This is a genomic window from Microbacterium sulfonylureivorans, assembly GCF_003999995.1.
In the GTDB taxonomy this organism is placed as follows: domain Bacteria; phylum Actinomycetota; class Actinomycetes; order Actinomycetales; family Microbacteriaceae; genus Microbacterium; species Microbacterium sulfonylureivorans.
In genome coordinates this window covers 16,897-38,102 of record NZ_RJAD01000004.1, presented here as the reverse complement: position 1 = coordinate 38,102, position 21,206 = coordinate 16,897, and the positions used below count along the sequence as shown (strand labels likewise).

Annotated in this window: 23 protein-coding genes; 13 read left to right on the top strand and 10 right to left on the bottom strand. The window is 66.9% G+C overall.

Annotated features, from left to right (window positions below; genetic code table 11):
• Positions 1 to 7 precede the first annotated feature (7 nt).
• The 4 genes from EER34_RS16005 to EER34_RS15990 form a co-directional block, all read right to left on the bottom strand.
• Positions 8 to 436 (bottom strand): Hsp20/alpha crystallin family protein, encoded by a 429-nt coding sequence (locus tag EER34_RS16005; protein WP_164743592.1) that lies wholly within the window; start codon positions 434 to 436, stop codon positions 8 to 10.
• A gap of 433 nt (positions 437 to 869) precedes the next feature.
• Complete coding sequence (locus EER34_RS16000) at positions 870 to 1,700, bottom strand: hypothetical protein (RefSeq protein ID WP_205791748.1); 831 nt, start codon at positions 1,698 to 1,700, stop codon at positions 870 to 872.
• 34 nt (positions 1,701 to 1,734) lie between these two features.
• On the bottom strand, positions 1,735 to 2,193 hold the full coding sequence (locus tag EER34_RS15995; RefSeq protein WP_127476555.1) for a GyrI-like domain-containing protein: 459 nt from the start codon (positions 2,191 to 2,193) through the stop codon (positions 1,735 to 1,737).
• 81 nt (positions 2,194 to 2,274) lie between these two features.
• Entirely contained in the window at positions 2,275 to 3,177 is a 903-nt protein-coding gene (locus EER34_RS15990; protein WP_164743591.1) for a CHAD domain-containing protein, read from the bottom strand.
• Between the two features lie 268 nt (positions 3,178 to 3,445).
• On the opposite strand from EER34_RS15990, the gene EER34_RS15985 reads away from it, so the two are divergent.
• The 8 genes from EER34_RS15985 to EER34_RS15950 all read left to right on the top strand — a co-directional run bounded on the left by EER34_RS15985 (position 3,446) and on the right by EER34_RS15950 (position 10,368).
• Positions 3,446 to 4,786: a TrkH family potassium uptake protein gene (locus EER34_RS15985; protein ID WP_127476969.1), complete on the top strand. Its 1,341-nt coding sequence runs from the start codon at positions 3,446 to 3,448 to the stop codon at positions 4,784 to 4,786.
• A complete protein-coding gene (locus EER34_RS15980) occupies positions 4,779 to 5,477 on the top strand; it encodes a potassium channel family protein (RefSeq protein ID WP_205791744.1) in 699 nt (232 codons plus the stop codon). The genes EER34_RS15985 and EER34_RS15980 overlap by 8 nt, the downstream gene beginning before the upstream one ends.
• 286 nt (positions 5,478 to 5,763) lie before the next feature.
• Positions 5,764 to 6,102 (top strand): ArsR/SmtB family transcription factor, encoded by a 339-nt coding sequence (locus EER34_RS15975; RefSeq protein ID WP_127476552.1) that lies wholly within the window; start codon positions 5,764 to 5,766, stop codon positions 6,100 to 6,102.
• Positions 6,099 to 6,773, top strand: coding sequence for a cation efflux transmembrane domain-containing protein (locus EER34_RS15970; protein WP_127476550.1), 675 nt, complete (start codon positions 6,099 to 6,101; stop codon positions 6,771 to 6,773). The genes EER34_RS15975 and EER34_RS15970 overlap by 4 nt, the downstream gene beginning before the upstream one ends.
• 144 nt (positions 6,774 to 6,917) lie before the next feature.
• Positions 6,918 to 7,271: a hypothetical protein gene (locus tag EER34_RS15965; RefSeq protein ID WP_127476548.1), complete on the top strand. Its 354-nt coding sequence runs from the start codon at positions 6,918 to 6,920 to the stop codon at positions 7,269 to 7,271.
• Between the two features lie 218 nt (positions 7,272 to 7,489).
• Positions 7,490 to 7,918, top strand: coding sequence for a DUF6855 family protein (locus EER34_RS15960; RefSeq protein WP_127476547.1), 429 nt, complete (start codon positions 7,490 to 7,492; stop codon positions 7,916 to 7,918).
• Between the two features lie 225 nt (positions 7,919 to 8,143).
• Entirely contained in the window at positions 8,144 to 9,112 is a 969-nt protein-coding gene (locus EER34_RS15955; protein ID WP_127476545.1) for a nucleotidyltransferase domain-containing protein, read from the top strand.
• A 311-nt stretch (positions 9,113 to 9,423) separates the two neighbouring features.
• The gene (locus EER34_RS15950; protein WP_240642475.1) at positions 9,424 to 10,368 is read left to right on the top strand and encodes an endonuclease/exonuclease/phosphatase family protein; all 945 of its coding nucleotides are present in this window, start codon (positions 9,424 to 9,426) and stop codon (positions 10,366 to 10,368) included.
• A gap of 314 nt (positions 10,369 to 10,682) precedes the next feature.
• On the opposite strand, the gene EER34_RS15945 is transcribed toward EER34_RS15950, so the two are convergent.
• Entirely contained in the window at positions 10,683 to 11,063 is a 381-nt protein-coding gene (locus EER34_RS15945; protein ID WP_205791741.1) for a hypothetical protein, read from the bottom strand.
• A gap of 107 nt (positions 11,064 to 11,170) precedes the next feature.
• On the opposite strand from EER34_RS15945, the gene EER34_RS15940 reads away from it, so the two are divergent.
• Complete coding sequence (locus tag EER34_RS15940) at positions 11,171 to 11,503, top strand: hypothetical protein (RefSeq protein ID WP_127476542.1); 333 nt, start codon at positions 11,171 to 11,173, stop codon at positions 11,501 to 11,503.
• Positions 11,504 to 11,611: 108 nt separating this feature from the next.
• Here the strand turns inward: EER34_RS15940 and EER34_RS15935 are convergent, their stop codons facing one another.
• Positions 11,612 to 13,489: a carboxypeptidase regulatory-like domain-containing protein gene (locus EER34_RS15935; protein ID WP_164743589.1), complete on the bottom strand. Its 1,878-nt coding sequence runs from the start codon at positions 13,487 to 13,489 to the stop codon at positions 11,612 to 11,614.
• A gap of 974 nt (positions 13,490 to 14,463) precedes the next feature.
• On the opposite strand from EER34_RS15935, the gene EER34_RS15930 reads away from it, so the two are divergent.
• Together EER34_RS15930 and EER34_RS17880 are read left to right on the top strand one after the other, a co-directional pair.
• The gene (locus EER34_RS15930) at positions 14,464 to 15,036 is read left to right on the top strand and encodes a YdeI/OmpD-associated family protein (RefSeq protein WP_127476538.1); all 573 of its coding nucleotides are present in this window, start codon (positions 14,464 to 14,466) and stop codon (positions 15,034 to 15,036) included.
• Between the two features lie 251 nt (positions 15,037 to 15,287).
• Positions 15,288 to 16,487 carry an alpha/beta fold hydrolase gene (locus tag EER34_RS17880; RefSeq protein WP_338067963.1) on the top strand — a complete coding sequence of 400 codons (1,200 nt, stop codon included), beginning with the start codon at positions 15,288 to 15,290 and terminating at the stop codon, positions 16,485 to 16,487.
• 177 nt (positions 16,488 to 16,664) lie between these two features.
• On the opposite strand, the gene EER34_RS15920 is transcribed toward EER34_RS17880, so the two are convergent.
• The 4 genes from EER34_RS15920 to EER34_RS15905 form a co-directional block, all read right to left on the bottom strand.
• Positions 16,665 to 17,222: an alanine:cation symporter family protein gene (locus tag EER34_RS15920; RefSeq protein WP_205791798.1), complete on the bottom strand. Its 558-nt coding sequence runs from the start codon at positions 17,220 to 17,222 to the stop codon at positions 16,665 to 16,667.
• A 140-nt stretch (positions 17,223 to 17,362) separates the two neighbouring features.
• Complete coding sequence (locus EER34_RS15915) at positions 17,363 to 18,193, bottom strand: ABC-2 transporter permease (RefSeq protein WP_205791738.1); 831 nt, start codon at positions 18,191 to 18,193, stop codon at positions 17,363 to 17,365.
• Positions 18,190 to 19,110 (bottom strand): ABC transporter ATP-binding protein, encoded by a 921-nt coding sequence (locus EER34_RS15910; protein WP_127476535.1) that lies wholly within the window; start codon positions 19,108 to 19,110, stop codon positions 18,190 to 18,192. Before EER34_RS15910 ends, EER34_RS15915 begins: the two co-directional genes overlap by 4 nt.
• A gap of 17 nt (positions 19,111 to 19,127) precedes the next feature.
• A complete protein-coding gene (locus EER34_RS15905) occupies positions 19,128 to 19,847 on the bottom strand; it encodes a TetR/AcrR family transcriptional regulator (RefSeq protein WP_127476533.1) in 720 nt (239 codons plus the stop codon).
• 89 nt (positions 19,848 to 19,936) lie between these two features.
• Between EER34_RS15905 and EER34_RS15900 the strand changes: the two genes are divergently transcribed.
• The gene (locus EER34_RS15900; RefSeq protein ID WP_205791729.1) at positions 19,937 to 20,473 is read left to right on the top strand and encodes a TetR/AcrR family transcriptional regulator; all 537 of its coding nucleotides are present in this window, start codon (positions 19,937 to 19,939) and stop codon (positions 20,471 to 20,473) included.
• Between the two features lie 62 nt (positions 20,474 to 20,535).
• On the top strand, positions 20,536 to 21,186 hold the full coding sequence (locus EER34_RS15895) for an ABC transporter ATP-binding protein (protein ID WP_240642449.1): 651 nt from the start codon (positions 20,536 to 20,538) through the stop codon (positions 21,184 to 21,186).
• Positions 21,187 to 21,206 lie beyond the last annotated feature (20 nt).

Here is a 21,206-nt window from a genome sequence, read left to right as displayed (position 1 = left end):
GTTCGGATCACGCCGCGGCCCCGCCGATGGCGATCTTGCGCGGCGACGCGGTTTCGGCGAGCGGAACGGTGACCTTCAGGACGTCCCCGTCGAATTCGGCGGTGATCCTCTCTTCATCCGCCTGCTCGGGGAGGAGGATGCTGCGGTAGAAGCTCGTGCTCGATTCACGCATCACGTACCTCTTGTTGGCGTCCTCGTCGCGCTCGCGACGCTCGGCTTGAATCACGAGCGCGCCGCGATCGACATCGACGCTGACGTCCTTCTCCTCGAAATTCGGCAGGTGTGCCTCCACGATGAGCGCTTTGTCGTCTTCGGTGTAGACGTCGGTCGTCGGCAGCTGCCCCTGCGATGCTCTCAGCCCTGCGCCGTCGAAGAGGTCTCGGGTAAGCGCGCTCAACTGGGCAAACGGGTCGAAGCGGACCACGTTGCGTGCCATGGTTGTCTCCTTTCTCGATGCGCGCATTCGCGCGCATCAACAGGATCGGCGCAGAGGAGTCGGGTAGGCGGGACGATGGTCCCGCCAGCTCCGTCGAACGCCCCGCTGTATCGGAGTCGGGCAGCCGGCGGAGAGCGCCCGAACAGGTCACACCGTGGTGTGGAAGGCGGCGGACTGCCTCCCGCCGGTGAAAGCTCCTGAGTGTCCGGGCGCGCTCGTGGACACCGCGCTGGGCGGGGAGGCGTCTCAACGCGAGGACGCCTCCCCTAACTGCTGCAGCCTGATGGTGCGACGCAGCTCGTCGCATCATGTCCGAATCGGCTGCGCGGGCGCGACCCGCGTCCGCAGGTTAGCGCGGGGGTCCGAAGCGGGCGCGGGACCAAGGGCCCGCGGATCCGACCGCCCCCGCAGCGGAGCACAGTGCAGGCGGCGGTCACGCGCGGCCGAGATTCCGCCGAATCTCGCCGTAGCGCTCAGTCGCCAACGCGCTGGGTTCTCCGCGCCTGCAGAAGGAGAGCGCTGCCAGCCTGGGATGAGGCCGCTGCACGATGACCTCGCCCCCGGCCATCGTGGATTCGAGGGCCTGCAACGCCTCGAGGAATCTCGGATCTTCCCTGGCCTTCTCGTAGAACGAGAGCACATAGACGTAGAAGAAGAGGTTGTAGGCGGCGAAAGGGTACGTGACCTGCATGAAGAGGGTGCCGATACCGAAGTGACAGGGGCCGAGCGGTGCGCGCGTGACCCAATGACTCAGCAGGAATTCGACAGCATCGCCGAGCGGCTCCGAGTCCCGCCGGGCACCCGAGAGTCGGAGGGCATCCAGCGCGGCCAGCGTGGGTCCGGGATTGGAGGCCAGCGTCTCCGGCCCTCTTCCGTAGCTGAACTTCCGGCACTGCCAGCCGCCGTCGCCGTGTTCGATCTGCACCAGTTGGTCGAAGGTCTTCGCGAGCCTCGCATCCGCGGCGAATCCCAGATGGCAGAGTGCCCGCAGGGCGTTGATCGTGTGGCAGGGGTAGATCGCGCCTCGCGGCGAAACTCGGAACCGCCCGTCTGCCCGCAGCGTGCTGAAGATGACGTCGGCGGTTCTCCTGAGGACCGGTTCGGCCGGATCCACTCCCAGGTCGGCGAGCATCAACGCGCAGTCGAGGGTGGTGAAGGGACTCCCTTTGCTGATCCCGCCGTCGGGAGTGGCCCAGTAGTCCGCCCCGTTGTCGTAGCGCCGCGCCAGGATCGCGTCGATGTCCGGCCCGTACCGCCGCGCCATCGCCAGTTCCTCGGACAGCCCGGGCGTTCGCTGCTCAGCCGATCGGCCAGCAGATCTGCGTCTGCCACTTCGCGGGGTCCGGCTCGGCCTCTGGGTCGCTGAGGTAGCTCTCCCACATCACGGCACCGGGCGTGAGGTTCGCATCAGCGAGATAGCGCTCCATCGCAGCGTATGTGTTCTCCATCGTGTCGTAGGGCCCGATGTGCACCGCCTCGACGACTCTGCCGCCCGGCAGACTGCCGGGCAGCACGTTGCCGTCGGGCGTGATCGCCCCGGCGACGGGGAAGCCGGCTTCGACGTCCACCGTGGCATCCGGGCGACCGTAGTACTTGCCGAACGGCGCACCCGTCGGGGCGGCGCCTTGCGCCTGCAGCGCTGTCATGGTGTCCCGGAACGCCCGGGAGAAGAACTCGGTCAACTCGGCCATCGGCACCTGTTCGCGGACAGCTGCTGTCGCTTGCTCAGGGTGCTCCGTGATGCGGATGCTCGTCATGCTGCACACTCTCGCCGCAGGGCCGTGTGCCGAGTAGGTCGAACGTCCCGCGACGACCTGCCCAGGAGTGGCGTGCCCGTGTCACTCGATCGATGCCTTGCGTCCGGTCCCGTCCTTGAGGGCCGCAACGGCGGACCTGAGCCTCTTCCGCTCCTTGGGGAGCTCCCGCAGCCGGTCGGAGGCCGTCCGGGCTGCGGCGGCTTCGAGTTCGTCGTAGACACGGGTGTCCTCGCCGGCGCGACCGGCATGCACCCGGGTGCGCTCGATCCGCGTGAGGAAGAGGTGCGCATCCCGGTGATCCCCCAGGCTCGATTGGATCCGGTGGGCGGCCTCGCCGATTCGCCGCAGCGGCTGTCCGAACAGATCCGGAGAGCCGGCGGTCACCGCTTCGACGCAGTAGCGCAGGCGGCGGGCGCTCTTCCTGAGCTCGTGATGGCTGCGGAGGGATGTCGACATCCGGCCCGCGCTGCGCAGTGCGCGTCGGCCCTCTCGAAGCAGCGGCCGGCGGAGACCCGAGACCGGCTCCGCGGCCCGTGGTGAAACGGGCGGATCTTCGGCGAACGCATGCAGGAACGCGCGCCCCTCGCGGTGCCGATCCAAGTCGTGGATCGCCACCAACCGGCGCTGCGCGGCCACGGCCGCGTCGCGGTCCGGATCCACAAGCCGCAGGACGGCGTGGTCGACATGGGGGTCGGCGATCTCGGCGATGAGCGTGCGGGCGAGTTCCGCGGCGACTTCGTGATCTCGAACCACCCCCAGCGCCATGCCCCACTGCTTCAGGTCATCCCGTACGCGCCCCACCGCATGCGGGTCGTAGAGGTACCCGAACACCCGCAGAACGCCCCGCAGCCGCCGCACCACGGTGCGATGCTGATGCACCCCGTCCGGCTCCGCAGCCAGCGCCGCCTGCTCCGTCTCATCGAACTGCCGCACCAGCTCGCGAAGGGCATCCGTGATGAAGCCTTCCGCGCTGAGTTCACTCACGGCCATCGCCCGTCGACAAGGCCACGGCGACCCGCGGCCCGGGCATCCGACGTCTGGGAGCGGGAGCCGTCATCGGGCCAGCATCGCCCTCCCTCCGATTGTGCGCAAGCTTCCTGCCGCTGCCGCACGACGAGATCGCCCACAGAGCCGGCGACGCGAGCGGCATCCACCCGCATCCGGCGAGGACGAAGATCTGAGGACGCACGAGGAGCCAGGGCGCTACAGTGTGTCGGTGATCACCGGCGGCTCGGGCGCGAGCGGCGTGCGCATGCGCGCGAGGCGCCAGCTGAGGCTGCACCCCGCGCAGGTCGTGGTGTTCGGATTCGCGAGCGCGATCGCCGTCGGCGCGGCCTTGCTCATGCTCCCGTTCTCGAAGGTCGGGCCGGGGGGTGCCTCGCTGGTCGAGGCGCTCTTCACCGCGACCAGCGCCGTCTGCGTGACCGGCCTGACCGTCGTGGACACGCTGACCTACTGGACTCCCTTCGGCCAGGTGGTCATCCTGCTGCTGATCCAGCTGGGCGGGTTGGGGATCATGATCTTCGCCGCCCTCGTCGGTCTGGTGCTGGCGCGGAAGATGTCGGTGCGCTCACGCCTCAACACGGCGACCGAAGCCAAGGCGGTCGGTTTCGACGACGTTCGCGGCCTGGTGCGCGGCATCGTCGCGATCTCGTTCGCCATCGAGGCCGCCACGTTCCTCCTGCTCGTTCCGCGGTTCCTCTTCGGCTACGGCTACGACCTCGGCCAGGCCTCCTGGTATGGCGCGTTCCACGCGATCTCGGCGTTCAACAACGCGGGGTTCGCGCTCTACAGCGACAACCTGATGGGCTTCGTCGACGACCCGTTCATCTGCCTGCCGATCGCCGCGGCGATCATCCTCGGCGGGCTGGGCTTCCCGGTGATCATGCAGCTTCGCAAGGAGTTCACCCGCCCGCTCCACTGGTCCATGAACACCAAGATCGTCCTGTGGGGAACGATCGTGCTCCTGGTCGCCGGCACCGTCTACATCACCGCGATCGAGTGGAACAACGCCGAGACCCTTGGCCGGCTCGACCCGTGGGGGCGCGTGCTGGCAGGGTTCTTCCAGTCGGTGCAGACTCGCACGGCAGGCTTCAACTCGGTCGACGTGGGGCTGATGCGCGATGAGTCGTGGCTGGGGATGGACGTGCTGATGTTCATCGGAGGCGGTCCCGCGGGCACTGCGGGCGGAATCAAGGTGACGACTTTCGCGGTGCTCTTCTTCATCATGATGACCGAACTCCGCGGCGAGGGCTCGGTGAACATCTTCGGCAAGCGCCTCTCTCGCGCTGTCCACCGGCAGGCCATCACCGTCGTCCTCATCGCCGTTGCCGCAGTCGTCGCGGGCGCCGCCCTGCTCATGCTGTTGTCGGGCGAGAATCTGGATCAGGCGCTGTTCGAGGCCGTCTCCGCATTCGCGACGGTCGGGCTGTCCACGGGCATCACGGCCGATCTGCCCATCGCTGCTCAGCTGGTGCTCGTCGCCCTGATGTTCCTCGGAAGGATCGGGCCGCTCACGCTCGGCTCCGCGATCGCGATGCGCGAGCGGCGCATCCTCTACGAGTTCCCCAAGGAAAGGCCCGCCATTGGCTAGGTTCGGAATCTTCAGCGGCGACACTTCTCGGCGCATCGCGGAAGCAGACTCGGTCGCAGTCATCGGTCTCGGCCGGTTCGGGAGCGCACTCGCGCTCGAACTCATGGCGAGCGGCACGGAAGTCCTCGGCATCGACCTCGACGAAGAACTCGTCCAGGCGCTCAACGGCGAACTCACCCAGGTGGTGCGCACCGACTCGACCAAGCAGGAGGCGCTTCGACAGCTCGCCATAGACGAGTTCGACCGCGTCGTCGTCGCCATCGGCAGCAACGTCTCGGCCTCCATCCTCACCTGCTCCGCGCTGCTCAACATGAAGATCCCGGTGATCTGGGCGAAGGCCGTCGACGACCAGCACGGACTCATCCTCGAGCAGCTCGGCGTGCACCACGTCATCTACCCGGAGAAGGACATGGGCCGGCGCGTCGCGCACCTCGTGCGCGGCGCCGCACTCGACTTCATCGAAGTCGCACCCGGGTATGCCGCGGTGAAGGCGCCCGTTCCCTCGACGATCCAGGGGATCCCACTCGGTGACACCGCCCTGCGACGCACGCACGGTGTCACGATCGCCGCCTTCCAGCACGGCGACGAACCGTGGCAGAACGCCGACAACTCCACCGTCCTGCGGGCGGGCGACACCGTCTTAGTGCTGGGGCCGACCGCAAAGGCCGAGGGCTTCGCTCAACTCCGGTGAGTCGTGGTCGCCGGAGGTCCCTCTCGACGAGAGACTCCAGCGGTACTTCGAGACGGTAGGTGGACCCGCGCGAGGGAGGGCGCGGGATGCCGGTGGGGGCACGACTCCCGATGCAACACCCCACTGGACGCGCCGGGTCCACTCCTCACGAAACCCAAACGGGCTGGCGTTCGTCCCTAACAGAAGCCCTCGCCGCGCGCCGATTCTCGGTGCCGGAGGAGAGGTCTCGAATCGGCGACGCAGTTCAGCATTGGGTTAATTCAGCATTGCGTGTACTGTCGCGACCATGCCCATATCCATCGCCGCTCCCACCCACATCGCGGCACTCGCCCGATTCGGTCATGCGCTGTCGGACCCCACGCGACTCGGCATCCTCCTCGCGCTGCGCGATGGCATTGCGTATCCCTCGGACCTCGCGGACGCGCTGGGGGTCTCGCGTCAGGTGATGTCCAACCAGCTCGCCTGTCTGCGGGGCTGCGGGCTCGTCGAAGCCGCCCCGGACGGGAGGCGATCCGCATATCGACTTGCGGACGACCACCTGCGTGCCGCGCTCGATGAGCTCCTGCACGTCGTTCTCATCGTCGAACCGGACTGCTGCACGGGCGAGAGCTGCTCCTGCGCATGAGCATCACCGGGCACCAGCTCGACGAGGGGCGTCGGGTCGTTCTGCAGCGGCGCATCCGGTGGATCGTCACAGCCACGATCGCTTACAACGTGATCGAGGCGATCGTGGCCGTCGGTGCCGGCGCGGCAGCATCGTCTACCGCGCTGATCGCGTTCGGCTTGGACTCCACCGTCGAGGTCCTCTCGGCAGCGGCCGTTGCCTGGCAGTTCACGCGTCGAGACCCCGAACGCTGGGAGAAGCCCACTCTGCGCGTCATCGCCGTCGCGTTCCTCGCCCTCGCGGTCTACGTGATCGGCAGCTCGGCTCTTGCGCTGATCATGCGCAGCGACGTCGAGCACAGCTCCCTCGGCATCCTCATCGCTGTGCTCAGCGTCATCATCATGCCGATTCTGTCCTTCGCGGAGCGGCGCGCAGGTCGCGAACTGGGATCGGCCACGGCAGTCGCCGATTCCAGGCAGACACTCCTCTGCACCTACCTGTCGGCGGCTGTGCTGGCGGGTCTTGTCCTCAACAGCCTCCTCGGCTGGTGGTGGGCAGACGCTGTCGCCGGATTCGTCATCGCCGGGTTCGCCATCCGCGAAGGTATCGAGGCGTGGCGGGGTGACACCTGCGCAACCTCCGTCGGCGTGCTCCTCGAGGACGACCACCACGACGCACACACCGCGCACTGAGCCGGAGGGACGGCACCCCGAGGCTGCACCCGGGGGCCCAGGAGATCAGCGGGGCCTCCGACGGAGGGACCCGAGGCCCGAGCGTTCACCGGAGCCGTGCGGATGTGCCGTGAAGCCCACTTCGCGAATCGATACACTCGCGCCATGAGCGATGTCGCCACCACGCCCCGGACCCGCCCTGGAACAAGCGTGAAGGGGTTCTCAGCGCCGGCCGTGCTGCTGATGGGCGTCGTCATCATCCCCACCGCATTGGGGATCGCTTTCGGGAACGTGTCGGCGCCGGACGATGAAGCCTACGTGCGGATGGCGTTCGCGACGGTCGCCGGAGCCACCGTCGCCATCGTCGCCGTCCTGGGGCTCCTGATCGATCGGATCGTCCGCCGAGCAACGATCTCGACGATCGCCCTCTTCTCGTTCCTCGCCCTGATCGTGGTGCCCTGGCAGTTGAGCGCCATCGCTGCGGCCAGCGAACTGGTCCTCGCGCGGCTCGGCACCTGACCCAGGCAGGCGCGGCTGCCCCGCGCGACGGGGTCGAGGTGCACCCTGTGCTGCTGTGTGCCGGCGTCTCTCGAGGATCGTGTCGGAGGCCGCTACGCTCCGAGTAGGGAACGTGTGGACGACGATGTCGACGAGTTCCGGTCCGACGATCTCTTGTTCCTCGACGAACTGATCCGCGCCGCGCTTCCCGGCGCGGCGGAGCGGATGGAGAAGGAAAGATGACTGAACAGCACTGGTCGGGTTCCGGAACTGCGGAGGACCCATGGAAGCTGAAGACCGCACCCCTGTCATCCGACTTCACGATCCACCGTGATGATGCGAGCGATCCTGCCCTCCTGGTCTGCCAGGTCGGTGCGACCAGGCTCACCTATCTCGCACGCGCGGTCGAGGACCTCCACGCGGAACTGCTGAGGCGCGGTGAGTGGGTGGCGCTGGGCGCTGCCGACGAGAAGAAGGAGCCGGCGCCCGACTCGGTGGAGGCATGGGGACGGTCTGCGGACAATCCGGTCGGTGGCTGGTACGGCCAGCGCAACGGCTATCGAGGCCGGTTCGGCATGTACGTGCCGCCGCTTCTCGAGGCCCTCGGCCTCGTCGAGCTCGAGCACAATCCGCGCAACAATCGTGTCAGGGCGATCGCGCAGAAGTGACGGTGGCCACTTCCGGCACTCGAACGGTTGGCCTGCAACGCGAGGGACGAAGCATCCCTTGAAACAGGGTTCGGAGCGGCGGAGGGTAGGGGATTCGACCTCGAAACCGCCGAACGACATCACCGGGGCCCGAACCCGTCCACTGTGCGCGCGAGTGCAAATCGGTGGAGCGTCGTCGCGCTGAGCGACCCTGTCCGAGCGAAGTCGGCCGGATTCGCCTGCGACGTGTGGTGGTCGGACGAAGAGTGGGCGGAGCTCGTCGATCCCGGCACGCGCGGCATGTGCGCCAACGCACACCTGGACCTGAACGAGCACAGCGCTTACCCGCACACGCGATACGCGCAGCCGCCCAGAAGCTCCGAACGACATGGGACGAGACTCCGACCAGCGTCCGCCGAGGGACCGGCATCCGCGCGCCCCCGGCGGCCGTGCCATGTTGGAGGCATGTTCTCTGTTGCTGAGCGAACCTCGATCCGTACCGAGCTGATCAGGCTCGCCGAGCAGGACCCGCGCATAGTCGGAGCAGCACTGGTCGGTTCAGCTGCCCGCGGCACCGAGGACGAATGGTCCGACATCGATCTGCTTCTGCAGATGACCAGCGCAGCCGACGAACCTGCGATCGTGGCGGACTGGACCGACCTGATCGACCAACGATTCGGTGTAGCCGACACCCTCGACGTATTCGCCGTCGGGGTCCGGTACCGCGCCTTCCTGCTCACCAGCAGCCTTCAGGTGGACGTGTCGTTCTGGCCGCACGACCAGTTCCGGGCCACCGAGCCAGCGTTCCACCTGCTCTTCGGCTCACCCACCACGCCGACGGACCCGGCCACGTTCAATCCGGATCAGGCGATCGGGCTGGCATGGTTGTTCGCCATCCACGCGCGGTCGTCCATCGCCCGCGGCAAGAAATGGCAGGCCGCCATGATGATCGACGAGCTCAGGAACCGGGTTATCGACCTGAAGTGCTACCGGGCAGGCCTCAACTCGTGGCACGGTCGCGAAGTGGATCAACTTCCTCCCACCGAGCTCGATCAACTCGCTGCGACCCGCACCGCAAACCTCGCGACAGACGAACTCGACGCGGCCCGCGTGGTGCTCATCGCACACCTCGAGCACGAGGTCTCCATCCTCAACCCCGCCAGAGCCACTCGACTCGCACCCGCCTTCACCGAACTCCGCAGACCAGCGCGCTGACCGACCGCCCAGTGCACCGTGCGGCCTTGGCCGAGCAGGAGCTGGTGAGAACCGGTGATGGCCCTTCAGGCAGGCTGCCGCCTGAGCCGCTCTTTCCGGGGTGTCGGACGGATCCTGCACACTGGCCGCGTCGCTCAGAGGCGATGAGGGCCTGATCGGAGCGTAGGCCGATCGACTTGCGGGCTGCGTGCACCTTGGCCGGTCAGGCTGGCGTTGCGGGGTCTCAGAGGATTGACTTGCAGGCGATGCCGACTCCGAAGCGCCGCCCTGTCCACCTGATCGTGACTTTGATCGTCGGATTGTCGGTGGCGATGCTTCTGGTATGGCCGCAAGCGTTCGGTGCCCAGCGGACTGCGGTCGTCACCCAACTGGTTGCGTTCCGGGCACCGCTTGCAATCGTTCTCGGCGTTCTCGCCATCGTGTGCGCTGTCGTCGCGGTGGTGCGTCGACGTTGGGCAATCGCGGCAGGGATCGCTGTCGTCCTCGGGGTCGCAGCTTTGGGTAACGGTGCGGTCTTGCTCGCCCGTGGTGTCGGCGGTGCGACGGTGTTCGAGGGCGGCGTGACTGTGGTCGCTTGGAACACACAGGGCGGAGCTGCCTCACCGTCGAGCATCGCCGAGCTCGTGCTCGCCACAGATGCGGACATTGTCGCGCTCCCCGAGACTGACGAGTCAGCGTCGGCGGAAGTGGTGCGGCTTCTCAGCCTGGAGGGAAGAACGATGATCGCCGCTACAACGCGCGGGCTCGATGTTGACTCGCGGATCCCCACCTCAGTGCTGATCGACGGCGACCTCGGCGCGTACCGTCTCGACCTCACTGCTGGCTCAACGCCAGGTTTGCCGAGCGGGGTGTGGCGTCCGGTCGACGGGAGCGGGCCGACGATCGTGGCCGCTCACTCCGAGCCGCCGCTTCCCGGGGTGATGGACCAGTGGAGATCCGGTTTGAGCTGGATCGCCGAGCATTGCGAAGACCCCGACGTAATCGTCGCGGGTGACCTGAACGCGACGGTCGACCACCTCTACGGCCTCGGCGACGGCCCTGGACTCGTCGGTGAGTGCGACGATGCCGCCTCTCAAAGCGGCGCAGCGGCCGCCGGAACGTGGCCCGCGACGCAACCGACGTGGCTGGCGTCGCCCATTGACCATGTGCTCGTCGGATCTGGGTGGGCGGTCGGCCGTGTGAGGGTGCTCACGTCCTTCGATGACGCGGGAAGCGACCACCGACCGATTGTCGCTGTCCTCGACGAGCGGTCGTGATCCAGCCATCGACTCCTGGTGCCGAACGAGTGACTTCGGTCGCAGTCGTGCCCGTCGATCGGGCGACCGGTCTGGTCTTGGGTCTCCAGCTCGCGGATCGCGGCCTCGATCCTCGATCGGTGGATGCGAACTAGATCGTCGTTCGCCTCCGGAATGGCGTCCAACGTGAGCCCTATGAGAGCCGCACGGTACGCGGGGTCGCGCGGCCGCACTTCGCCACGCAGCACAGATGGAACGGGAGGCCCGATCTCATTCTCGCCGCAAACTGTCGATCGTTCCTGACCATGCGGGAGCCGGTCCGCTAGCGCAGGGGCTCAACCTGGTCTCGACGGGCGGATGAGCACATCAGCTAGGCGCAGCTGCACGGAACGTAGCAAGGTGATCGTGGCGGTGTCGTCGAGGTCAGTGGTCGCCTCCCAGTCGTGACCGGAACCGAGCACGTCGCTCGCAAACACCACTTCGGTCGCCAGCAAAGCTCGCGTCCAGTCAGTTCGTGAGAGTGGTCGTCTGTTGCTCAGGTCGTCGGCGATGCGATACCCCTCGGTCAGGAGATCGGCGACACTGCTGAACCCAATGGCGATGGCTATCGCTTCCGTGCATCGGGCCGGTCCTCCCCATTCGACGAGTCCTCGATCGAGAAGGAAGCGCTCGTCATTGGAGAGCTCGACGTCGACCAGCTCATAGGATTCGGGCACGCCTCGAGATTGGCACAGCGAGGGATTGCCTGCCCAGTTCGGTAGCCAGTCCGTCAGCGGGCACGCGATAATCGTGCCCTCGTCGAGGCCCAGGTACAGTGCAGGCCATGGAACAGTACCCGCCCTGGCGCAGGGTGATTCGGATGTTCCCGGACTACGGACGCGACTATCCGCTCTGGGAAACCTCGACGCCGACCTGGGACGTCGGCTACACGACGACCGCGGCAGACTACGGGCTGAGCGAGGAGCTCGGCGAGGATCTAGCTGACTGGCAGACGTTCTGGGAAGAGCATGGCACCGGGTCCGAAGGATGGGACACGGACGAGAACCGGCAGGCGTGGCTGCGCGAGGGAGAGCGGCTAGCTCGTCGACTGAACACCGAAGTCCAGGAGTTCGCCGACGTCCAGATTGAGTTCGGACCGCGGCACCGGAGGTTGTGACCAGCCCGTGGCAGCAAACGCCAGCGGGTCCCCAACCGCGCTCCTGAACGCGGGTTTCGGGGGCCGGGTCGGCTCGTCCAAGTGAATATCGACAGGCGTCGAAACGGGTTAGCTTACTTTGGAGGTTGTGGCCGAGGTCAGGGCGAAGGTGGTGTAGCCCGCCTTTGCTCCTGTGACTTTGACCGTGATGGTTGCGCCCCGGTGTGCCGGGGAAAGCAGGAGTTTGGCTGATCTCGCCCCAGCGATCGGCGCGCCGTTTGCGTTCCATTGGTAGCTGAGCACGGTACCGGGCGTCCACTCGCCGGGCACAGCTGTCAGAACACCGCCGACCTTTGCCGTGCCGGTGATGGTGGGATAGGTGATCTTGGCGACCAGCGTCGTGGCAGCCGACGGCCGGGTCACAGTTGCGTATCCGGTCTTGTGGCCCTGAGCGCGGACGGTGATGCGGGCGTCTCGGTCAGCGACGGCGAGCTGGTGCGTACGCCCTGTCGCTCCGGTGATCGCGACCGCGTTGCGGTACCACTGGTACGTGAACGTGGTGCCTGTCGTCCACGAGCCGACCGACGCGGTGAGGGTGCGGCCGACGGCTACGGAACCGGTGATCGTCGGAGAGGTGCTGCGCATCACCTTCGCGGTGACAGCCGATGTCCGGGTTGTGGTGAGGAAGCTCGACCGGGATCCGACCACCCGAACCGAGATCGCTTTGCCCTCGACCGTGGCCGGCAGGGTGAGTTTCTTCTTCGTCGCTCCGGGGATCGCGACTCCGTTTGCGAACCATTGGTAGGTGTAGATCGCACCCGTGTTGATCGGGTGCGTCGCGGTGAGCGGGCTGCCGATATTGGCGACGCCGGAGATCGTGGGGATGCCGATGGGCAGGTAGGTTTTCAGGTTCGCGTTCGCGGTCGCCGTCCCACCGGCACTGGCCGTCACGTGGTTGGCGGAACGTGCGGTTCGTCTCTGCGACCACCACTCCGGTCGGTGCGACAGGCTGGTAGGTCCCGCGAAGTGGACGTAATACCCGGTCGGGAGGCCGGCGACCGTGTATTGGCCGTTCGTTCCGGTCGTCGTGCGAGCAATCGCGAGCATCGTCATCTGTCCGGGAGGACCCAGTGAATGGCCGTACACGGTCACGACGGCGCCGGCGACTTTGGAGCCGATCGACGAACTGACGGTGCCTGTGAGCCGGCCGCCCATGTCGAGGATCTGGGACACGTCCGTGACGGAGCCGGCGAACACCTGCACGCCCGCTTGGCCGGTGCGGCAGTCGGCTCGTACGACCCTGAGACCCGAGCCGGCAGGCGGGTCGATCCACACGCAGTACAGACCCGGGTACAGGTCGGCGACTGCAACGTGCCCGTCGCCGTCCGAGGTGAGGGTTTTCACCAGTCGCAGTGGCGCATTATCCAGACCAGATCCCGCCGCATAGACGCGCACTCGCGCGCCGGCGACAGGCCCCGTGCCGCGATCGTTCATCAGATACCCCGCCATGCCGCCGTTCTGCTGGGCAGCCGGAAGTTCCGCAGCGGCTCCGCTGTTCAGCCGTCGCTGCAGCAGCATGGGCTTTCGCTCCATGTTGGCGTCGACCGCAACCGTCTCGTACCCGGGCCTTGTCGCCGTGACCAGGACGCTGATGATCACGTACTGGGCGTCGGAGGGAACCACCAACGTCGTCTTGGTGGCTCCGTCGATGGCGAAGCCATTCATGAGCCACTGATACGAGAGGGTCGTCCCGGCGGGCCACGAGCCGGGAGAAACCGACATCGTGCGCCAGTCCACCGTCCGTGTCACCGTCGGTGCGCCAACCGTGCTGACGCGCGGCGTCGCGAGCGACATCACCGGGGTTGGCTGCAAACCCGGCCGGACGACGGTCACCTTGAAGGAGATCCGTTTTCCCGCCTGCGAGCTCGTCAGGGTCATCTGCTGATCGCTGCGGCCGGTGATCGGCACACCGTCTGCGTACCACTGATAGGAGAACTCGGCGTCCACGGGCGTTCCGTGACGGGCCATCAGCAGCTGACCGACGGCGGCGGTTCCCTCCACGAGCGGAACACCGACGAGCGGGACCGTGGTGTCCGGGCCAGGTTGTGCGACCGCCCCCGTCGCCGTTGTCACCGGCGACAGGTCAGAAGCCTCGCTGGACTGGATCGCGGATGCGGTGGTGAGCGTCGCTGGTCCGGTGGGAGACGTGACTGTCGCGAATGTCGGTTCCGCTGCGACGGCCGGAACCGCCCCGCCGACGATGACCGCGACTGTGCTTATCAGGCCGACAGCGACGCGGGCGACAGCGAATCGAACAGCGAGGGGCACGGCGATCCTTTCGATGGGTCGGGTGCCCCTGCGACACGGCGCGTCAATGCGCTGCAGGCCGGGATCGACGTTAGTGAGACACGGAAATGCTAATTGATCTCTCTTCAGACGCCGTATCACGATGGTTGCCGCGCCCGGTCCATATCGATTCGTCAAAGAGAATCAACCGCAACGAGAGAAGCCCGCCGCGGCGGGCACTCAGACGGATCGGCCCGCGTACCAACTCACGGGCTGCCCGCTCAGCGCTATCCCGCTCAGCGGAAGTCCTCGTTAGGTGGCTCGGGAAGGGATCAACAGCGCGCACTCATACCCATCCGTCCGCAAGACGTCGGTGTTCGCCGATTTCCCGGATGGCTTCGATGTGTCGTTCAGCGCGGTGCGCGTGCCCGGCACGGAGCAGCGAGCCGAGCCCTGCTCGACGGAGAGCACTGGGTATACATGCGCAAGGAGTCGTGACCTCGTCTCCATCGCGCGGTCGATGCAAGTTCTTGGAGCCGAAGAACACCCTCCCCTTCGCGCGCTGACCGACCGCCTAGTGCACCGTGCGGCCTTGGCCGAGCAGGAGCTGGTGAGAACCGGTGATGGCCCTTCAGGCAGGCTGCCGCCTGAGCCGCTCTTTCCGGGGTGTCGGACGGATCCTGCATACTGGCCGCATGGTGAGCTTCGCCGACAAGCCGATCCTCGACCTTACGGTCAAGGAGTGGGCGGGATACCTGGCGGGCGAGCCGAGCGCGGACGGAGTGCGCCTGAAGTTGCGCAAGAAGAGCTCGACCGCTCTGGGCATGACGTGGACCGAAGCGCTGGACGTGGCGCTCTGCTTCGGCTGGATCGACGGGCAGATGGCTCGTCTGGACGATGACTACGTCCTCCATGCCTTCTCGCCTCGACGCAAGAACAGCCCCTGGTCCCAGGTCAACCGCGATCACGTCGCCCGGCTCATGGATGAGGGCCTAATGCGCGAGGGCGGGATCGCCGAGATCGAACGTGCCAAGGCAGACGGACGGTGGGACGCGGCATACCGACAGAAGGATGCCGCTCCTCCGCCCGAACTCCAGGAGGCCCTCGACGCCAACCCGGCCGCGGCCGCGTTCGTGGCCGGTTTGACGAAGGCCGAGCGGTTCCGCATCTACTTCCGTCTCAACGCGATCAAGACTCCGGCCGTGCGGACAGCGCGCGTCCGAGACGTGGTCGACAAGGCCGCACGCGGCATCCAGCACTACAGCTGACGACGGCCGGTCACGACATCATCGACCGCAGCACGCCGAATTCAGTGCCACGCGGAGAGGGATCCTATGTGCGCGGAGTGACGCAGAAGCCGGCGGTCAAGGATTCGTCATGGGTGTGATCGACATCTCGATCGACCCGAGCGGGAACGGACTGAAGACAGTGAACGACGACCCTGACACGAAGTCAGTGATGGGGATTTGTCGGAACCAGACCTGGGACACCACGATCACCAGGAACACGAGCATGGCCAATGCGGCCGCAGATCGGTCTCGCGTTCGCAGTGCCGCTGGTTCATCTCGCCGCTTCTCGAGATCTCTGGACAGGGCGCTCAGGCGATCGAGTGCGGCTCGATCTGATCCCCACTTCCGGGCGAGCCGGCGTTCGAACGCTGCCTTCGCTTCGGTCGCGAGGTGTTCCCCCTCGGCACGCTCGAGGGCCGCAATCGCGCGGGTCTGAGCGAGCTCGCGTTTGGCTGTTTAGCAGTACCCGCGTCGTTGGCAGGAGTGCGCATTGGATTGCATGCATTGGCTCGGCCCGACGTCCACTTGCGCATCGAATGCCTCACACTGAACCCATGGTTCGGCGGCAGCTAGTGGCGACGAGCGCCGGAGTTGTAGAGATCGTGCATTTGCCGGGAGACGGGCCCCCGGTGTTGTTCTTCCCTGGGGGCCATTGCCGCGCGTCCACGGACTGCGGCTGGAACATGTACACCGCGCTCGGGCACGAGGTCATCTCGTTCTCGCGCCCGGGATACGGTGGCACTCGCGTTGGTCGACTCAGTGCTGCTGAATTCACCCCGATCGTTCGTGAGGTGTGTGAAGAGCTGGGGATCTCGTCCGTTGCGGCGTCGGTAGGGGTGTCGTTCGGAGGCCTTCAGGCGATACACGTCGCGGCCGGCAAGCGGTCGCCGGCGCAGCGCCTGATTCTCCATAGCTGCGCGCCCTCCAGCCTGAGTTATCCAGACAGTCGGCCAGAGGTGGTCCTAGGGCCGGTGCTGTTCTCCCCAGCGTTGCAAGGTCTGGTTTGGAATGCAGTTCGAGCTTCGATCCGGTCGGATGCGGGGCTGCGCATGATCCTGTCGCAACTGTCGAACCTGCCCGTCAGCGAGTGGTGGGGCCGAATGAGCGACACGGACAAAGATGAAGCCCGCCGACTGTTGCGGGCGATGCGATCAGACTGTGGGTTTGTCAACGACCTTCGCCAAGGTCGCAACCGCGAGGCTGCGGCGCGGCGGCAAGCGATGTCGCGTGTTCATTGCCCAACTCTGGTGACCGCCTCCAGACACGACGGTGGGGTGGCTTTTGCTCATGCGGAGGACTTTGCTCGCGTTCTGCCTGACTCCATCCTGGTAGAGCTCGATTCTCCAACGCACCTCTTTTGGATCGGCCCTGCCAAAGGGCAGTTGCTCCGGATCATCGCTTCCTTCATCGAAAGGCCAACCAGCGTCTGAGCCCGCTTCTCCAAGGCGTGCGATCGGGTCGCCGTTCGGCCCGGGGCGAGACCATCGCCGGACGCGGCCTCGTCACCATGAGAGTCGATCTCCGCGGTGTCGCGCTGACGATCGGACTCCCGCGCGTTGAGTTGGCCTACGAACTCGCCGGCGGCCGCAGACGGAGCCCGCAGCCGCTCACGTCGTCGCCTCCGGCGAGCAACCGAGTGACCTCAGCCCGCGTGCGAGCGGAGGGTCGAACAGCGTCCATCGGCAACGCAGGACGGGCGACGTGCATTTCGTGGCCGACGCGCATCGCGTTACCGTCCAGCACGGAGAAGTTGAGGATGCGCTTAGGTCAGTCGTGCTCGTGCAGGTGGTCGCGGTGCTTCTCGGCTTGACGTCTGCGTGTCTGTACATCGATGGGCCGGTAACGGTGAGCTCGTCTTCCCAGCGCTCCACGCCGGTGACTTCGGGCAGGATGTCGCGCGTGAAGACGGGGTCTCTGCCCGCCCGTCGCTGCGCGGTGTAGTCCTTGAGAAGCTTGAATGCGATGCCGGAAAGCAGACCGATGGCGATGAGATTGGTGAGTGCCATGAGCCCCATCACTCCGTCGGCGAAGTTCCAGACCAGGTCGGCGCCCGCGACGGACCCGGTGAGCACGGCCACGACGACCATGATGCGGTAGCCGGTGAGCACGGCGGGGCTGGTGGTGATGAACTCGACGTTGGATTCGCCGTAGTAGTCAGCAGCCACTCGTTCACAGCATCCACGCTGGCCAATATGGCCAGCTGCCGACGTCCGGCAACGGATCGATGCCTCGCGGGCGCGGGCGCGTGCGTGGCCGCCGAAGAGTCCGACCAGTACGGCTCCCGGCGCGGCCGCGCTCGCGAGGCTCAGCCGACCACGTCGCGCCGTGTGAGCGCGAATGTCGACAGCGCGATCAGCACGGCGGACCCGCCCCACAGCGCGAGAAGCCCTGGCCAGTCCGCCCCGTTCGCGAGGGGTGACTGTCCGAACGCCCAGTCGAACGGGGACATCACCCGCAACCCGTCGAGGTCGTCGCTGTTGTTGGCGATCGCCTGGATCACGTAGCCGGCGACGGCGACGCCTGAACCCACCCCGATGCCCCAGATGCGGCGCCCGGCCGCGGCACCGGCGAGGAGCGCAGCGGATCCGGACAGCAGTCCGACGCCGACCCACGCGGTCGTCACGGCGAGGAGGTTCGCCCCCGTCAGGCCGAGCTCAGCCGGTCCGTTCACCGCCCAGACGACGACGCCCGCGACCACGCCGAGCGCGATCAGCTTCAGTACCAGGGCGGCTGCGCTCTCCACGGCGTACCCGACTCGTCCGACACCGTGGGCGAGGGTGAGCTCGAGGCGTCCGGATTCCTCCGCGCCGCCGATGAACGCCGCACCCCAGCCGATCGCCGCGATCGTGATCAGCACGAACCCGATGAGGCCGAAGAAGGTGGCCTGCGCATACCCGGCGCCAGTGGTGAGGCTGGTGTATCCAAGGGTGCGGACCAGCTCAGGGGGCAGTGAATCGAGGAGGCCGGCGAGCTCTGGCGACTGCATCGACGGGAACAGCGGCAGGTAGACCAGCGCCACGACGACCAGGCCGGCCGACCAGCCGATCAGGCCTCGCCAGCCGTCGTCGAGCCACCGGCGAAGCACAGGCAGCGGCCTTCTGATGGCACGCGTGGAAATCGCCGTCGCCGCGGTCATGAGTTCGCCCCTCGTCGTGCATACAGATCGAGCACAGACTCCTCGAGGTCCGGCTCCTCTACCGTCAGATCACGGATGGTCGACGCGGCGAGGACTCGGATGACCGCATCGATCTCGCCTCGCGCAATGGCCGCAATCCGCACCAGGTCACCGGCGGCGGTGACATCGACATCACCGAGGTCCGGAACCTCGGCGAGCGCAGCCCGCACCGCCTCGGAGCTCGCGCCGGACAGCGTCGCACGAATGCGGCGCACGCTCGCGATGCGCAACGATGCCACTGCGCCTTCGGCGACCAGCTCTCCTTGAGCGAGGACGGCCACATCGTCTGCGGCCTGCTGGATCTCGCTCAGCACATGGGAGCTAAGCAATACCGTCTGTCCTGCTTCCCGGGCCTCGCGGAGCAACGCGAGGAACTCGCGTTGAACCAGCGGGTCGAGACCGCTGGTCGGCTCGTCGAGCACGAGGAGCTCAGGGCGGTGCATGAAGGCCTGCACCAGTCCGACCTTCTGCTTGTTCCCCTTCGACAGGGTCCGCACGGGGCGGGTGAGGTCGAGGTCGAGCCGCTCCGCGAGCGTTTCGATCGCGCCGGCCTCGACTGGCCCGCTGATCTCTGCGAGATGCTGGAGAAGCCGGCGGCCCGTTGCGCGTCCCTCCAGCCGCAACTCCCCGGGAATGTAGCCGATGCGTCGGCGCAGGTCCGGACCGGCGGATCGAGGGTTGGCGCCGAGGACGGTGATCTCGCCCGTGGTGGGGCGGATGATGTCGAGCAGCATGCGAAGGGTGGTCGTCTTGCCGGCGCCGTTGGGGCCGATCAAGCCGAACACGCAGCCGCGCTCGACGTTCAGATCCAGCCCGTGTACGGCGGTGTGCGACCCGTAGCGCTTCGAGAGCGCGCGGGTGTGTATTGCCACGGTCATGGCAGAGTCCTTTCGAATCAGAGGTCGGGATCGAGTGGCGCGTCGGCCACCGGAGGATCCGGATCCTGATTCGGGTCCCCTTCTCCCTTGTCGCTGCGGGGACCCATCCCTCGGGTCAGGGCCTCCTCGGTTGCGCGGAGCAGCGATTCGTCACGGTAGATTCCGCGAGTGAAAAGCTCCAGCCCGGGCACGGCCAAGATCTCCGCGCCCTCCGGGGACAGCGGGTCCACGCCGAGGATGCGCCCGAGGTGTGCTTGCAGGAGGAGCGGGGCCAGCCCGTACGCCGTCAGCAGGAGCGCGGTCACGTCGGGGTCCGACATCGGTTGCAGCGGCCCTCCCGCCGCCGCGTCTCGCAGCATCTGCCGAGTGTGTGCGAGGAACGCATCGAAAACTCGTGCGCCGGCTTCGCTCGGCTCCGTGACCAGCCGGGCGAGGTAGTCGAGTCGCGATCGATACTCGCCTGTGGCGGCGAGCAGGCTCGCGACCGCATCCGCGTCGGGACCGTCCACGACCGCTCCTCTGTCGGCGAGGAGAGTCGTCACGACGTAGTCGTCGCAGACAGAGCGCAGGCCATCCTTCGAGCCGAAGTGGTGCACGATCAGCGCGGGACTCGCGCCCACGGCCTCAGCGATCTGCCGGATCGTCGTGCGATCGAATCCGCGGACACCGAAGAGCTCGATCGCGGCATCGCGAATCCGCGCCCGCATCGTGAGGTCATCGGTGGGGACTGAACGCATGTTCAGCATGCTACACATGTGTTCAGCCTTGCGCGACGATGCACGGAGAATAGTTGAGTCGAAGACTGTTAGTGACTAACATTCTGAGTATGGGCAAGGCGGATACGCGGGCGCGGCTGCTCGCCGCAGCGCTCGAGCTGGTTGCGGCGAAGGGGTTCGAGTCGACGACCGCGGGCGAGATCGCGGCGCGCGCAGGTGTATCGGAGATGACCTTCTTTCGGCATTTCCCGACCAAGGCGGCGGTGCTGGTGGATGATCCGTACGATCCGTTGATCGCGGAGGCGATCCGTCGTCGCCCCAGGGAGGAGTCGGCGTGGGAGGCGACGGTCCGCGGTGTGGCGGATGCGTGGGAGGCGGTCAGTCCACCCGAGGAGGCTGCCGTGCGGGAGCGGCTCGCGATCGTGGCGGCGACACCGTCCCTTCGGGCGGCGCTGGCTGAGGGCAGTGCGGCGACGACCGCCGCGATCGTCGATGCCCTGCGCGACCGGGCGATGCCCGCCGAGGCCGGTGTGGTGGCTGCCGCGATCGTCGCTGGGCTCAACGAGGCGCTGCTGAACTGGTCGATGTCGGGGGAGCGGATGGATGCCGCCATCCGCGAGGCCCTGCGCGTGCTGGGGAGCAGATGATGGTGCGACTCAGAGTGGAGGGGGTCTCGCGATCCTTCCGCGCCGACCCGGGCGTTCATGACGTGAACCTGACGGTCGCCGCCGGCGAGATCGTGGCACTGGTCGGTCTCAATGGCGCCGGCAAGACGACACTGCTCAAACTCGCCACCGGGATGCTCCGTCCAGACCGCGGCCGCGTCCTCATTGGTGGGGTTGACATCAGCGCGATGACGTCGGAGAACTGGAAGGGCGTCGGGCACTTCATCGACGGGCCGGCACTGTACGCGGAGTTGACAGTTCGACAGAACCTTCATCTTGCGGCCCTCATGCGCGGGACGGCGCCGAGCGCGGTCGACTCGACCCTGACCGCCCTCGGGCTGGAACGGCTCGCCGATCGCCGGGCACGGCAGCTGTCTCTGGGAAACAGGCAGCGCGTCGGGATCGCCGCCGCCCTTCAGCATTCGCCGGTCCTGCTGATCCTCGACGAGCCTGCGAACTCGCTCGACCCAGCCGGTGTTCTGTTGTTGCGAGATCTGCTTCTGGAGCGCAAAGACGCGGGCGGGGGCGTGCTGATCAGCAGTCACCACCTGGACGAGGTGGCCAGACTCGCCGACAGAATCCTGGTGATGAACCGCGGCTGCTTGATCGGCGACTTGGAACCGGGCGGCCGCGACCTCGAGCGTGCCCTCTTCGAAAGACTCCGTCTCGACGATCTGAGCCGGGTGGCGCGGTGATCGTGGCGGTGCGGAATGAG